We start from the raw sequence: 13,970 nt of genomic DNA, 5'->3' as shown, positions 1-13,970 counted from the left end.
GGAAATGGTGATGTGGGGCGGACAGCCCGCCGAAACAGGAATAACAAATGAGACAAAGAATTTTTACCCTTCTTTTTATTGCCGCCGTAGCTCTTGTATCATGCAGGAAAGACCACGTTGATGTGGATATTAAGACTTATGACCAGCAACAGATAGAGAACTATATTAACGTGCATGGCCTTACAGCAATGAAGAGGGATACTACCGATGGCGATACAACCGGTATATACTATCAACTGTTACTTCCGCCTTCACCCACGGCTACTGCGCCGCTGGAATATTCCGAGCAGGTATCGTTTGTGTTTACTGTACGGTCGGTAGATGGTAAGTACATATCCTCAGACACTATTCAAAATCACTACGAGGAATACTTAGGCCATCTAAGCAATATCGCTTTGCCCAAAGGCTTGCAACTGGCTATTCATAACTTGCTTAAATATAAAGGCGCCAGCGCCCGGTTTTTAATACCATCGCACCTGGGCTATGGCGTTAATGGTTACCGAACGGCTGGCAGCTCTACGGTGGTAAACGCCAATATCGCCGGTAACCAATGCCTGGACTATTATGTGCATGTAATTGATGATTATAAGACTTATGACCAGCAGTTGATAGCCAGCCGGGTTTCAGACTTGTCGACCTACACAAAAAAAGAGAGCACAACAAAGCCGGGTTACTTTTATTACTACAAAATTTTGGAGCCGGGGACCGGATCAACACCACTTACCGACAAGAGTTACTATACCTCAACCTATACCGGGCAGCTATTAAATGGCTCAATTTTCGATGGCAGTTACAATGGGAGTAATATTTCGCCGGTTCAGGCGGTATCGGGCTTAACGGCCGGGGTGCATGATGCATTTACCCAAAATCGCGTTGTAGTAGGCACTAAGATTGCCATAATTGTGCCCTCGGATTTAGGGTATGGTGATGGAACTGCAAGCTCGATACCTACCAACAGCTGTTTAAGGTTTACATTTGTAATTGTGTCGGTAACGCAATAGGCTGTATAAGTATTACAGACTTAGCAGGCAGATTTGCAAAAGAATCCTGTCTGCTGGTGGTATTTTGATGTTTTTTATCCATTATATGGGATATAAATTAATATTTCGTCTGAACTTTATTTAAAATATTTCTGCAACAATCCCCAAACAATCAACATGGTTACAGCTAACTTACCCTGGGTTGAATCCCCGTTTTTTGAAGAGGCTATCAAATCAAAAAAGCTTACTGCAAAGCAGGCCGAAATAGCTGAAACGTATCATCGTGACGGTTTTGTTGTTTTGCAGGGCGTTTTGTCCGAAAGCCTGATCGACGCAGTGCTCAACGATGCGAAAACGAAAGCCTTTAATCCTGATTTCCGCCTCAACACCCAACGCGACGAGGTGCGTGTGCAGGATTTCTGGCAGGTTTCTGAAGCCGCCAGGGAGTTAGCTTGTCATCCCGAAATACTGAAAACGCTTGAATTTTTGTATGAAAGGGAAGTAATACCTTTTCAAACACTTAATTTTAGCGTAGGCACACAGCAACGGGCTCATTCAGACACCATTCACTTTAGCTCCCTGCCGGCAAGGTTCATGTGCGGCGTTTGGGTAGCGCTGGAGGATATCACCGAAGAAAACGGCCCGGTATTTTATTACCCAGGCTCGCATACGCTGCCCGAATACGATTTTTCGCATATCGGGAATACACCTGTTACCACATCCTATGAAAATTACAAGGAATACGAAGACTTTATTGAAAAGATAGTCGAAGCGAATAAGCTGGAAAAAAGAAAGTTCCTTGCAAAAAAAGGCGACCTGCTCATCTGGTCGTCAAATATAATTCATGGCGGCTCACCGGTTACCAAACAGGGTGCTTCGCGCTGGTCGCAGGTTACGCATTATTTTTTTGCAGATTGTTACTACTACACCCCAATGCTATCAAATATGGTTACCAGAGAGCTTTTTCTGCGTAATGGGTTGAAAAATATAAAAACGGGCGAAGAGGTTGTACAAAGTTATAATGGAAAAAAATTCCACCTGCTGCCAACAGCTAAAAAGCTATACTTTTTGAGCAGCCATTTAAAGGTGATGCCTAATATTGTTAAAACGATAAAAAATCTTTGGAAATAACGTTTGCCGCTGCTATCTGTTTAAGGCTTCTTTAAAAGCTTTTAAACACCGCTCACGCGCAAACGTATGATCGATAATGGGTTTTGGGTACTTGCTGAAATCAGCATATTCCGGAACCCATTTTTTTATGTATTCCATCTTAGGGTCGAAACGCTTGGTTTGTGAATCCGGACTAAAAATACGGAAATATGGTGCGGCATCAGTGCCCGACCCTGCGGCCCATTGCCAGTTCCCCACATTACTGGCCATTTCGTAGTCCAGCAGCTTGCGGGCAAAATAACGTTCGCCCCAGCGCCAGTCTATCAATAAATCTTTAGCCAAAAAGCTGGCCACTAACATACGCACGCGGTTATGCATAAAGCCGGTAGCATTCAGTTCGCGCATACCGGCGTCTACCAGCGGATAGCCGGTCTCACCGTTGCACCATGCTTTAAACTGTTCTTCATTATTTATCCATTTAATGCGGTCGTACTCCGGGCGGAAGGCGTGGTCTGCAGTTTGAGGGAAATGATATAGTATCATCATAAAAAACTCACGCCATACCAGCTCATTCAGCCAGGTTTTGTTATGATGGGTATTGGCCTCACGTGCCAGCTCACGGATGCTTACCGTACCAAACCGCAAATGCAAACCGATATGCGTGGTGCCTTTTACTGCCGGGATATCGCGCTTGTCGGCATAGTCCTGGATGTATTCCTTGTAATGAATTTTCGGGAACTGCTGGTTGCTTTTCTCAAACCCGATTTCTTTTAAAGAGGGTAAATTGAATGCTTTACTTTGATGAAAATTCTTAAAATATTTCTTGTTCGGATAGGCTTTCAGGTAAAACGGTTTTAGCTTTTGATGCCATTTGCGCATGTATGGCGTGTAAACCGTGTATGGGGTACCATCATCTTTGGTTACCTCATCGCGGTCGAATATTACCTGGTCCTTGTAGGTATTAAAGGTAATGTTATTCTTTTTTAAGAGGGTAGCTATAGCATCGTCGCGCTGTTTGGCATACGGCTCATAGTCATGATTGGTAAAAACAGCAGCTATCTTATAGTCCTTTAGCAAACCGGTCCAGGCATTGTCCGGCTGGTTATACAACACCAGCAGACTGCTGCCGTGCCGGCGTAATTCCGTATCAAGGGCCACTATTGTTTCGTAAATAAAGGTAACCCGTGCATCGTCCTTATCATCCAGTTGCTTTAAAATGTGCTTGTCGAAAATAAAGATGGGCAATACCGGGTTGCCACTCTTAAGGGCATGGTAAAGCCCTGCATTATCATCCAACCGTAAATCGCGCCTGAACCAGAATACCGAAACCGGCTGTTGTTTATCCATAGATCTGTTTTAATGCCGGGCCAATATCCGGGTATTTAAACCGGTAACCCGCGTCTTCAATTTTTTGTGCCGATGCCCTGGTGCTTCCTAATACGATGGTGCTCATCTCGCCCAGCAGCAGCTTTAGTAAAAAAGCCGGAACATTTGGCGCCCACAGTGGCTTTTGCAATTGTTTGGCAATGGCTTTAATAAGTTGCGCATTGGTTACCGGGTTTGGGGCAACCATGTTGTATGCGCCGGAAAAGTTTTCGTGTTCAATTCCCAGCATATACATATCCACCACATCCTGCCAGTGTATCCAGGGCACCCATTGTTTGCCGTTGCCCAGGGCCGAGCCCACATACAGCTTAACCGGCCGCGCCATCAGCTTTAGCGCGCCTTCTTCATCCAGCACAACGCCCGTACGAAATTTAACTATGCGCAGCTCTAAGTGCTGCCCCTCATCCACCGCCCGTTCCCATTCCACACAGCAGCGGCCCATAAAATCAGTATTTGGCGGGCTCTCCTCCGTCTGCAGTTCATCCCCCCGATCGCTGTAGTAGCCTATTGCCGATGCTGATACTATTGATTTTACCTGGTGTTTCCTGGTTCGTAACAGTCCATAAATCAGCTCAATAGATTTAACCCGGCTGTTAATAATCTCTTGTTTACGCTTTTCGGTCCAGCGGCTATCGGCGATGCCGGCGCCTGCAAGGTGCACTACTGTATCAACCCCATCAATGCAGCCTGCATCAATTTCTCCCTTGTTTACATCCCACAAAAAAGTTTTAACCCGCGGGTCGCTGCCGGGCTTTCTGCTCAGCATATTTACCGTATAGCCTTTCGCAAGCAATTGCTCCGTAAGCTTTTTGCCGATCGCGCCCGTACCGCCGGTTAGAAGAATGGTCTTTTTGTTAGAGTTCATGGTTAATGGTTCATAGCCGGAGCGCGCATGTAGTTGATAGATAGTTAATAATCGCGCTAACTTTTTGTCTTAATTCCTGGTTGATTACTCCCGGTTCTTTCCTGCCTTCAACTATCAACCCTGAACTACACGTTCACGCTATCGGCAACAACAACTTTACTGCAAAGCGGTTTGGCGTAGTTTTCGGCAAATATTACATGGGTCGGGTCAACCTGGTAGGCTTCCTGCTCGGCAGGGCCGTCAAAAAGCAGTAAAAGAGATACGTCATACGAGCGATCAACCACATCCCGGAAGGTTTCGGCAGGTACGCCGATGTGAATTTGGCGGATGTGTCCGATTGGCTTCAGCAGGTTGAGGCCTTCAATCAATTTCGCTTTATCGGCTTTATCTTTCAGCCAGAAATGTACGTGGTGCACAAAGGTGTTTTCGAGTAGCATAGTAATGATAAATGTGTTTTACAATCATACAAAATAATGTTGTGAATTGATGAATTTTATGACGGCATATAGAGATACAACATTTATGTCTGTAGCCATGATCATTGGGCGGAATCCAAAATGCAGATGGGTAAAACCCGTTTAGCCTGTAACAAAAAACCACCCCAAAAACGGGCTAAATGCGTTTTGCCCGTAACAAAAACTGAGGTAAAAACGGGCAAAAGCGGTTTTGTCCGTCTACAAAAACACCTTAAAAACGGGCAAAAACCATTATGACCGTTCGGTATAAAAACAGTGGTTTTGATAGCTGGGGAATTGAATAGAGGCTGTTTTAAAAGTTATTTGCTAATATTGATGGGTGAAAAGCAAAAATTTAAAACCGATAAGTCAGCGGCACAGGGGTTACAATATCCCAAAGGGCAAAAATTTCAAAGAATAGGAGGGAATACACAAAGATAGCGATTGCAAACGTGAAAAGTGCTGACAGAGTTTTGGCGATTCCCGGTTTCACAGGCTGAGATTGATTCAGTATTTTTTAAAAACGAACGATGGCGCTTTACCGGCTATCCTGTAAGTCTTTAATCCCTCAAATCACTCCTTTAAATCGGTTAATCATAACTTAAACAAATTGCTCAACCACATGCGGCTTAAATGTATCCGTCTTCACCTCTGCCTTTAACTCATGTAAGATGTTATACAACCCGAAATTAGTGCGGTTTACATAGATAAAATGTTTTACGCCGCGGGCTTGCTTAAACTCCGGCATTTTGGAAACCTTTTCGCCAAAGCCATATAGTTCATCAAAGAATGCGGTCTGGCCGAAATCAAAATGGTCGGTAATATAAGGCTTGGCAAACAGGCCGATCATCTGGCGGTACATCCCGTAGTAAAATTCTATCTGCACCGGGGTATCGTTGGAATGTATCATTTCCAATTGACGAAAGGCTTTGATCGTTTCCTCTTTATTATTCATCAATCCTGTTGAAGTGAGCGAAAAGAACGGGAGGTAAAAGTCCTCCGGCATTTCTTTAATGCATCCAAAATCAATGATGCCAAGCTTTTCATCGGCGGTGATCAAAAAATTACCAGGGTGCGGGTCGGCATGAACGGCACGGAGTTCATGCTGCTGAAAGTTGTAAAAATCCCATAAGGCCTGCCCGATTTTATTACGGACTTGCTGCGACGGGTTGGTCTGCAAAAATTCGCGCAGGTGTTTACCCTCAAGCCAGTCCATGGTGATGATACGCTTGCTGGACAGTTCGGGATAATATTTAGGAAACACGACATTGCTGAGCCCGGCGCAGGCGTTGGAGAACTCTACCGAACGGCGAACTTCCAGCTCATAATCAGTTTCTTCTAACAGGCGCTCTTCTACCTCTTTCATATAAACATCCAATTCCCGCTCGCTCATGCCCAGCAGCCGGAATGCAAATGGTTTTACTAGCTTTAAATCGGATGAAATAGAATCGCCCACTCCGGGATATTGAATTTTTACAGCCAGCTTTTTTCCATTTAGCTCTGCCTGGTGCACCTGGCCGATAGAGGCCGCATTGGAGGAGCGGACATTAAACTTTTCGTAAATCTTATCCGGTGTTTTACCGAAGTATTTTTTGAAGGTTTGAACAATCAATGGCCCTGACAGTGGAGGAGCATTGTATTGCGATTGCGAAAACTTGTCGGTATAAGCTTGTGGCAGCAGGTTCCTATCCATGCTGAGCATTTGCGCAACTTTCAACGCACTGCCCTTCAGTTCGCTTAGCGATTCGTATATGTCACTCGCATTATCCTCGTTCAGCTCGCTTTTATCCAAATCCGGATTGAATAGTTTTTTTGAATAATGCTTGATATAGTTGCCGCCGATTTTGAAGCCTGTTTTTACAAATTTGGCCGAGCGTTCAACCTTGCTGGTGGGTATGCTGTTTTGTTCTTTCGGTGTTTTATCACTCATTTTTGGTGTTCCTTAAATAAGGTGGCAAGCTTTTGCACTGTTAAGTCTGTGTAGTCGGTAATAACGAGATCGACCGGGTGCAGTTCGTCAGCCGTGTGCCCCGTAGTTATACCGGCAACTTTCATGCCTGCACTATTTGCGGCCCTGATACCTGCCAAAGAGTCCTCAAATACCACGCAATCAGCGGGTTTTCTGCCAAGCCTCCCGGAAGCTTTTAAAAATATCTGCGGATCTGGCTTTGGTTTGCTCACCATTGTTGAATTGATGATAACCTCAAAATTATTGCGGATAGGTATCCGGTCGAGTATGAAATTGATGTCCTGTATAGTGGCTGACGTTGCCATCGCCATTTTTACGCCGGCATCTTTCAGTTCGGTCAAAAAATTTTCTAAACCATTTACCGGGGCCACAAACGGCGCATACGCCTGCCGGTAATATTCTTCTTTTTCATTAAGCAGGGCCCTCAGCCCAGCCTCATCATGGTCGCTGCCAAATAACCTGCGAATAGTTTCCATTACCGGCACGCCGCTTATCTCGGTATAGTAGGTTTGCCTGGTCAGTTGCCCCCTTCCATATTTTTTAAAGAGGGCCTGCCACGACTTGAAGTGGTAAGGAGTATTGTCGATCAGCGTTCCGTCCATATCAAAAATGGCTGCGAACTGAACATGGCTTTGAACCCTATTTAAATCTCCCCCCGCAGGGGAGACTTGAGCTGCATTGTTTTTTAAGTCCTTCTCCTTTGCAGAAGGATTTAGGGTCAGGCCCTGCTTAGTTGCTTCCAAATCCCATGCTTTCTTTTACGCGTCCGTGCCTCACCAGGAACCTGCCATAATCAAGCAAATTATCAATAGGGGAGCGCTGGAATAAGTCGAACGTTACGTTGATGCCTTTCTCAATAGCTTCATCGGTCTTTTCAAAACCGGCAGAGCTGTCGTTTATCCAAAAATTAAGGATAAAAACCAGTTGCACCCAAAGGGCGTCCTTATAACGGTTGCTAAAGAATTTACGCTCAGATAATTCGTTTGATTCCAGCCCCTCGGTAATCAGGTCATTACAGAATGACTCAAAAACGTCTTTTAGTCCGGTGAACGTCATGGGCGTAGCAAAGCTTTTGGGCTGTTTGCGCACGCTGTAAACCACAAAGCTGCGGCTGCTCTTTAACAGTTCAAAGAAGCTGTAAAAAAACGACAATGCCTTTTCGCGGGCCGAATACTGGTTCCATACCTCCTGGGTTCTTATTTCGGCGATGGTGCGCACGCCAAAGTTCGTCCATAAATGCTGTTCAATTGCGTCAAACGAGCCAAAGAAGCGGTAAAATTCCTCTTCGGACATTTTATTTTTTTTGGCAAAAACGTAAACAGATTTTGGCTGATGCCCTTCAGTAAGCACATAATCGATGTACGCTTTCTGGATGCTCTCTATCGTAGCCATATGTTGTGTGTTAAATTGTTGGATAAAATTATGACATAGTTTGCAAACAAATGTCATCCGTGTATTATAATTAACGATAGGATTGGGGGGATAGTACAGATAGACCGGCTTACTTTGATAAGCGGCTATCAAATGGTATCGTTTCGATCGAGATTATGATTAATCTGTTATGATACCCGGGGAATAATGGATTTAAAAGAATATTGTGCTCTGACGGATTTACGGCTGACCGCACTTTTATTCCAAGATATTCTTTATCATTCATCCACTTGTCGCCAAGAATTTTATTTGAAAGATTTTCTTTTTGTTGCCAGTCGTGGGGGTATTTATTATCCGGCAATTGATAGATACTTGAGTCGTCATCTATTTCAATTTCAACAACATGTAAATTTGGCGGAGTATCGGTTTCAAAATGCACAAGATTTTCAAGATAGGCTAATGAACTGTTTACACTCGTGTACAGCATATAAGTCCCTTTGCTATTCCAGCGGCCTCCGTTTTTGAAAGCTCCCATACCTGATAAGTCTTTTACACGCTTTAGCGATTTTACCACCCGGTAAACTTTCATATTATCAGGAATAAACGCCTTCCTCAATCCTGCCTAAAATATCGTTAACCATACCAAGCCCGGTTGGCAGGTAGAATAAATCGATAGGTTTAATATTATTCAGAGCTCTGTTGGGTGAATTAAGCCAATGCTTAACCTTTTCTTCATCTTCAAATACTTCAAAAGCATGCTCAACTACTTTAGTAATTTCAATTATATGCGATGATGTGCGCCTGTCAAGTTTGTCGGTGCTCTTTTTCCGCTCAAGGGTTTTAACAGAGGTATCCAGGATGTTTTCAGAAAAGGATTTTTTAGAAATGCCAAGATGGCTTATCAGGGCATCAAGAGATGCTTTCGTAAGCCCTTCACTGCTTAAGGTAATAAGATCAAAATCGGACTGGACCGGACTATTTACAATAGTTTTTCCGCCAAGCAAATTAACAAAACTCAAAGCGTGATTTTTTTCACTGATTTTTTCTGCAACTTTCATTTGCGACAATTTTACCAAATATAAGGATAAAATGTCGTTTAATTCAAAATGTTTTGTTAATTTCCAATGTTTCCCCCATGTCAAATATTAATCGCAGCTATTGTTAACCATTAAATAAATTGCAAATTTGTACACTGCAATAAAGTTAATCCCCTGTTTAACTATGAGTGAAAGAACGATACTGGTATGGTTTAGAAACGACTTGCGCATTCACGACAATGAAATTTTATTGGAAGCGGTGCGTAAAGCGGATAAAATACTGCCGGTATACTGCTTTGACCCTTTTTATTTCAGGCAAAACCCCTCTGGGAATCCCAAAACAGGTAACATCCGGGCCCGTTTTCTTATTGAGTCTGTCGCAAACCTGCGGAAAAATCTGCAGAATATTGGCGGTGAACTGATTGTAAGGGTGGGTAACCCGGCAGAGTTGTTGCCGCAGCTTGCCGAAGAATATCATGTTAGTGAAGTGTACCACCATCGCGAGGTAGCGCGCGAAGAGACTGATATTTCTGAACAGGTTGAAGCTGCCCTGTGGAAGATAAGGCTTAACCTGAAACATTTTATTGGCCATACGCTATATCATAAAGAAGACTTGCCCTTCCCGATAAAAGATATTCCGGATAGTTTCGCGGTATTTAAAAAGAAGGCCGAACGCGACAGCAACGTTCGTCCCTGTCTGGATACTCCTGAACATCTGTCAATCCCTGAAATTAGTGAGGCAGGTGAAATACCTACGCTGCAAACGCTTGGTCTTACTGAGCCGGTGGACGACCCGCGCTCAGTGAACCGGTTTGTTGGCGGCGAAGATGAAGCCCTGGCGCAGCTCGCCCGCTTTTTTGAGGAGAACAGTCATTTGGTGATCGGTAAAAAGGGGGCACAGGTTAACTTGTCCAGGTTGTCGCCCTGGATTGCCCTGGGTTGTATATCGTTGCGTAAGGTATATTGGGAAGTGGTTAAACACCAGCAGTTAAACAACACCCAATACGGTAATATTTTGCTCGACCTGCTTTGGCGCGATTACTTCAGGTTTATGTTTAAAAAACACGGGCAGAAATTTATCGCCCGTAAAGATAGTGAGGATAATACTGCCATTGAAAATGATGCACTGTTTGAAAGCTGGAAAAATGGCAGCACCGGCGTGCCGATAGTGGACGCGATAATGCACGAGCTAAACGCTACCGGGTATATCAGCAGTCAAAGTCGTCAGATCACAGCGGTTTTCCTGGTGAACGAGCTGAAGATCGACTGGAAAAAAGGCGCTGCTTATTTCGAGGAAAAGCTGGTAGATTATTCTCCTGCAAGCAACTGGGGCAACTGGGCCTTTATAGCAGGTGTTAATGATGCGCGTGAAAGCCGTTACCAGGTTGCCGCCTTACCCGAGAACACTTCACCAAGCGGGTACATCGACACCTGGTTGCCTGCGCTGATATGATATTTATTCTTCTTCCGTAATAATCTCCTCCTCCCGGCGTCATATAAGTGATTATGAACCTGTTTGAACAATTTACGGTTATTATCGGCGCGCTTGCCATCCTGTTTGAAGGGCTGGGCTATTTGCGTAATTTCTTCCGCCGGATATTTCATTAAAAACAGCGTGAGAGGTCGTTGTAATTTTATTTTGAAAATAAAATCAGTAAGCCTATTTTGACCTATCCAATTATAACATTTAATGAAAAAAATATACTGGTATACTTTTGTAACCAATATTTGCGGAAATTACCTGTAAACGGCCGGTCATTAACTCAAATTAAGCCGCACTTCGAAAAATTACCGCATACTTTTATAAATAAATTACAAAGTTTCCGGGTACATATGTTTACTTTTGTACCGTTTTAAAGATTGGTTTTCTCATGGATCGTCTCAATTATATCAACAGCGGCAACGCTGCATACATCAATTCCCTATACGAATCATACAAACAAGACCCTGAATCAGTTGACTTTGGCTGGCAGAAATTTTTTGAAGGGTTTGATTTTGGCAGGGAAAACCCGGCGCCCGCAGCTACTGCAGGCGGCGAAACCCCCGAGCATTTTTTAAAGGAAATTAACGTGCTTAATATGATAGATGGCTACCGTACGCGTGGCCATTTATTTACTAAAACTAACCCCGTTCGGGAGCGACGCAAGTACTTTCCGGGTAAAGAATTAGAGACATTTGGCTTAAGTGAAGCCGACATGGACGCCGTTTTTAATTCCGGTGTCGAAGTTGGGCTTGGTGCGGCCACCTTGCGCGATATCCGTCAGCTGTTAGAGGAAACCTATTGCCAGTCGATAGGCGCAGAGTACCGGTACATCCGCAATCCAATCAAGTTGAAATGGTTTGAAGACAGGATGGAAAGCAGGCGTAACACGCCGTCATTCTCGGTAGACGAAAAAAAGCTGATGCTGGATAAGCTGAACGAAGCTGTGGTGTTCGAAAGCTTTTTGGGTACCAAGTTTTTAGGCCAGAAGCGTTTCTCGCTCGAAGGCGCTGAGGCGTTGATCCCCGCACTGGATTCAGTGATCCAGAAAGGGTCGGAATTCGGCATACAGGAGTTCATTATCGGCATGGCCCACCGGGGCAGGCTGAACGTGCTCACTAATATTATGGAGAAACCTTATAAGGAGGTGTTCTCTGAATTTGAAGGTAAAAACTACGACGTAGAAGCCGGCATCGGCGGCGACGTTAAATATCACCTGGGTTATTCAACTGACGTAGTAACCAAAGGCGGCAAAAAAGTACACCTGAGCCTTTGCCCCAATCCCTCGCACCTGGAGGCGGTGGACCCGGTTGTGGAAGGCCTGACCCGTTCTAAAATAGACTTTAAGTACGGTGGCGACGAAAGCAAAATCGCCCCGATATTGATACACGGTGATGCTTCAGTAGCGGGCCAGGGCATTGTTTATGAAGTGTTGCAGATGGAGAAACTGGACGGTTACCGTACCGGCGGTACTATCCACATGGTAATTAATAACCAGATCGGCTTTACCACCAACTTTAAGGATGCACGCTCGAGCACCTATTGTACCGACGTGGCCAAAACGGTCTTATCACCGGTTTTCCACGTAAATGGCGATGATGTTGAAGCCCTGGCTTACGTGGTAAACTTAGCGATGGAGTACCGCCAGGTATTCCACGAAGATGTGTTTATCGACATACTTTGCTACCGCCGCTATGGCCATAACGAAGCTGATGAGCCGAAGTTTACCCAGCCGCTGTTATACAAGGCCATCGAGGCACACCCCAACCCGCTTGAAATATACAAGCAGAAATTGCAGGCCGAAGGCAGCATAGACGCCAACCTGGCAACCGAAATGGAAAAGAAATTCCGTGCCGAACTGCAAACCAGGCTGGATGAATCAAAAGCCGAAGAGAAATTCACCGAAACCGTGCATATGTTTGAAGGCGCCTGGCAGGGTATGCACCTGGCCACAACCAAAGAATTCTTTACGCCTGTAGAAACCGCTGTGCCCGAAGAGGAACTGCTTGATATAGGTAAAAAAATAACGGTGCTGCCCGAGGGTAAACAGTTTTTTAAGAAAATAGAAAAACTGTTTGAAGAACGAAGCAAAATGGTGACTACAACCCACGTGTTCGATTGGGCAATGGGCGAGTTGCTGGCTTATGGCACGCTGTTAAAAAATGGCCACCCTGTAAGGTTGAGCGGTGAAGACGTAAAACGTGGTACCTTCTCGCATCGCCATGCGGTGTTAACCCTGGCAGATTCGGAAGATGAATATGTTCCGCTTGATACGATCGATACACCTGCAAAATTCAGCATCTATAACTCATTATTGTCCGAATACGGCGTTTTAGGTTTTGAGTATGGTTATGCTTTGGCAAATCCGAATGCTTTAACTATTTGGGAAGCACAATTTGGCGACTTCTTTAACGGGGCCCAGATTATTGTTGATCAGTATATAGCCAGCGCCGAAACCAAATGGCAGCGCGGCAATGGTTTGGTGATGCTGCTGCCGCATGGCTACGAAGGCCAGGGGCCTGAGCACTCGTCGGCGCGTGTAGAGCGCTTTATGGAGCTTTGCGCCGAAAGCAATATACAGGTGGCCAATTGTACCACTCCGGCAAACTTCTTCCATTTGTTAAGGAGGCAGATGCTGCGCGATTTCCGTAAGCCGCTGATCGTTTTTACACCGAAGAGCTTATTGCGCAGCCCTAAATGCGTATCGAAACTGGAAGACTTTACCAAAGGCAAGTTCCAGGAAATGATTGACGACCAATATGCCGACCCTAAAAAGGTTAAACGCGTATTGATGTGTACCGGTAAGATCTATTACGATTTACTGGAGAAACAACAAGCCGATAAGCGTAAGGACGTAGCAATTGTGCGGATTGAGCAATTGTATCCAACACCAACAACGCAGATAAAGAAAATGATGGCTAACTATGCCAAAGCCGATGAGTTTTTCTGGGTTCAGGAAGAACCTGAAAATATGGGCGCATGGCCATATATCTGCCGCAAGTTCTATAGCCACATGACGGTTAATCTGGGTATCATATCACGGCCGGAAGGCAGCAGTACTGCTACAGGCTTCTCCAAACAGCATGCGGCGCAACAGCTGCATATTGTGGCTAAAGCTTTTGAGACGCCTGCCGGCAAAAAAGTTAAAGCCGTTGTTAAGGAAACCACCGAGAAAATGGCGAATGTTGGAGCAGATTAATTAATTTGAAAAATTTGACGATGTGTCAATTTGAAGATTGGCCCTTATCAGATTTTAAAATTATAAAATATTAAATTTAAAGATTTGCGTTTGACTTAAATCCATTCGATAGTCATTT

12 protein-coding genes are annotated in these 13,970 nt (G+C 44.6%); 4 read left to right on the top strand and 8 right to left on the bottom strand.

Translation table 11 applies throughout. From position 1 onward, the window contains the following. Positions 1-47: 47 nt before the first annotated feature. Together Q3W13_RS20810 and Q3W13_RS20805 are read left to right on the top strand one after the other, a co-directional pair. Positions 48-1,001 carry an FKBP-type peptidyl-prolyl cis-trans isomerase gene (locus tag Q3W13_RS20810; RefSeq protein ID WP_302867204.1) on the top strand — a complete coding sequence of 318 codons (954 nt, stop codon included), beginning with the start codon at positions 48-50 and terminating at the stop codon, positions 999-1,001. Positions 1,002-1,157: 156 nt separating this feature from the next. After that, on the top strand, positions 1,158-2,111 hold the full coding sequence (locus tag Q3W13_RS20805) for a phytanoyl-CoA dioxygenase family protein (RefSeq protein ID WP_302867202.1): 954 nt from the start codon (positions 1,158-1,160) through the stop codon (positions 2,109-2,111). Between the two features lie 12 nt (positions 2,112-2,123). Here Q3W13_RS20805 and Q3W13_RS20800 read toward each other — a convergent pair whose 3' ends face one another. The 8 genes from Q3W13_RS20800 to Q3W13_RS20765 all read right to left on the bottom strand — a co-directional run bounded on the left by Q3W13_RS20800 (position 2,124) and on the right by Q3W13_RS20765 (position 9,194). Next, positions 2,124-3,437, bottom strand: coding sequence for a deoxyribodipyrimidine photo-lyase (locus Q3W13_RS20800; protein WP_302867199.1), 1,314 nt, complete (start codon positions 3,435-3,437; stop codon positions 2,124-2,126). Beyond that, positions 3,430-4,341, bottom strand: a complete 912-nt coding sequence (locus Q3W13_RS20795; protein ID WP_302867197.1) for a TIGR01777 family oxidoreductase — start codon at positions 4,339-4,341, stop codon at positions 3,430-3,432. Before Q3W13_RS20795 ends, Q3W13_RS20800 begins: the two co-directional genes overlap by 8 nt. A gap of 125 nt (positions 4,342-4,466) precedes the next feature. After that, positions 4,467-4,778, bottom strand: a complete 312-nt coding sequence (locus Q3W13_RS20790; protein ID WP_302867196.1) for a Dabb family protein — start codon at positions 4,776-4,778, stop codon at positions 4,467-4,469. Between the two features lie 619 nt (positions 4,779-5,397). Beyond that, positions 5,398-6,726 carry an AarF/ABC1/UbiB kinase family protein gene (locus Q3W13_RS20785; RefSeq protein WP_302867195.1) on the bottom strand — a complete coding sequence of 443 codons (1,329 nt, stop codon included), beginning with the start codon at positions 6,724-6,726 and terminating at the stop codon, positions 5,398-5,400. Further along, the gene (locus tag Q3W13_RS20780) at positions 6,723-7,508 is read right to left on the bottom strand and encodes an HAD family phosphatase (protein ID WP_302867193.1); all 786 of its coding nucleotides are present in this window, start codon (positions 7,506-7,508) and stop codon (positions 6,723-6,725) included. Before Q3W13_RS20780 ends, Q3W13_RS20785 begins: the two co-directional genes overlap by 4 nt. Further along, positions 7,495-8,157: a TetR family transcriptional regulator C-terminal domain-containing protein gene (locus Q3W13_RS20775; RefSeq protein WP_302867191.1), complete on the bottom strand. Its 663-nt coding sequence runs from the start codon at positions 8,155-8,157 to the stop codon at positions 7,495-7,497. The genes Q3W13_RS20780 and Q3W13_RS20775 overlap by 14 nt, the downstream gene beginning before the upstream one ends. Before the next feature lie 109 nt (positions 8,158-8,266). After that, positions 8,267-8,725, bottom strand: coding sequence for an RES family NAD+ phosphorylase (locus Q3W13_RS20770; RefSeq protein ID WP_302867189.1), 459 nt, complete (start codon positions 8,723-8,725; stop codon positions 8,267-8,269). 4 nt (positions 8,726-8,729) lie between these two features. Continuing rightward, positions 8,730-9,194, bottom strand: coding sequence for an antitoxin Xre/MbcA/ParS toxin-binding domain-containing protein (locus Q3W13_RS20765; RefSeq protein WP_302867187.1), 465 nt, complete (start codon positions 9,192-9,194; stop codon positions 8,730-8,732). A gap of 163 nt (positions 9,195-9,357) precedes the next feature. Here Q3W13_RS20765 and Q3W13_RS20760 point away from each other — a divergent pair, with 163 nt between their 5' ends. Both Q3W13_RS20760 and Q3W13_RS20755 read left to right on the top strand, forming a co-directional pair. Continuing rightward, positions 9,358-10,626, top strand: coding sequence for a DASH family cryptochrome (locus Q3W13_RS20760; RefSeq protein ID WP_302867185.1), 1,269 nt, complete (start codon positions 9,358-9,360; stop codon positions 10,624-10,626). Between the two features lie 418 nt (positions 10,627-11,044). After that, complete coding sequence (locus tag Q3W13_RS20755) at positions 11,045-13,852, top strand: 2-oxoglutarate dehydrogenase E1 component (protein WP_302867183.1); 2,808 nt, start codon at positions 11,045-11,047, stop codon at positions 13,850-13,852. Positions 13,853-13,970 lie beyond the last annotated feature (118 nt).

Source organism: Mucilaginibacter sp. L3T2-6 (assembly GCF_030519355.1).
Taxonomy (GTDB): Bacteria; Bacteroidota; Bacteroidia; order Sphingobacteriales; family Sphingobacteriaceae; genus Mucilaginibacter.
Note: the sequence above shows the minus strand (reverse complement) of the source record. Positions and strands in the feature narration are given on the sequence as shown.

Coding starts and splice junctions, on each gene's coding strand:
- Q3W13_RS20810 (WP_302867204.1), top strand. CDS start 48: ATGAGACAAAGAATTTTTACCCTTCTTTTTATTGCCGCCGTAGCTCTT.
- Q3W13_RS20805 (WP_302867202.1), top strand. CDS start 1,158: ATGGTTACAGCTAACTTACCCTGGGTTGAATCCCCGTTTTTTGAAGAG.
- Q3W13_RS20800 (WP_302867199.1), bottom strand. CDS start 3,437: ATGGATAAACAACAGCCGGTTTCGGTATTCTGGTTCAGGCGCGATTTA.
- Q3W13_RS20795 (WP_302867197.1), bottom strand. CDS start 4,341: ATGAACTCTAACAAAAAGACCATTCTTCTAACCGGCGGTACGGGCGCG.
- Q3W13_RS20790 (WP_302867196.1), bottom strand. CDS start 4,778: ATGCTACTCGAAAACACCTTTGTGCACCACGTACATTTCTGGCTGAAA.
- Q3W13_RS20785 (WP_302867195.1), bottom strand. CDS start 6,726: ATGAGTGATAAAACACCGAAAGAACAAAACAGCATACCCACCAGCAAG.
- Q3W13_RS20775 (WP_302867191.1), bottom strand. CDS start 8,157: ATGGCTACGATAGAGAGCATCCAGAAAGCGTACATCGATTATGTGCTT.
- Q3W13_RS20770 (WP_302867189.1), bottom strand. CDS start 8,725: ATGAAAGTTTACCGGGTGGTAAAATCGCTAAAGCGTGTAAAAGACTTA.
- Q3W13_RS20765 (WP_302867187.1), bottom strand. CDS start 9,194: ATGAAAGTTGCAGAAAAAATCAGTGAAAAAAATCACGCTTTGAGTTTT.
- Q3W13_RS20760 (WP_302867185.1), top strand. CDS start 9,358: ATGAGTGAAAGAACGATACTGGTATGGTTTAGAAACGACTTGCGCATT.
- Q3W13_RS20755 (WP_302867183.1), top strand. CDS start 11,045: ATGGATCGTCTCAATTATATCAACAGCGGCAACGCTGCATACATCAAT.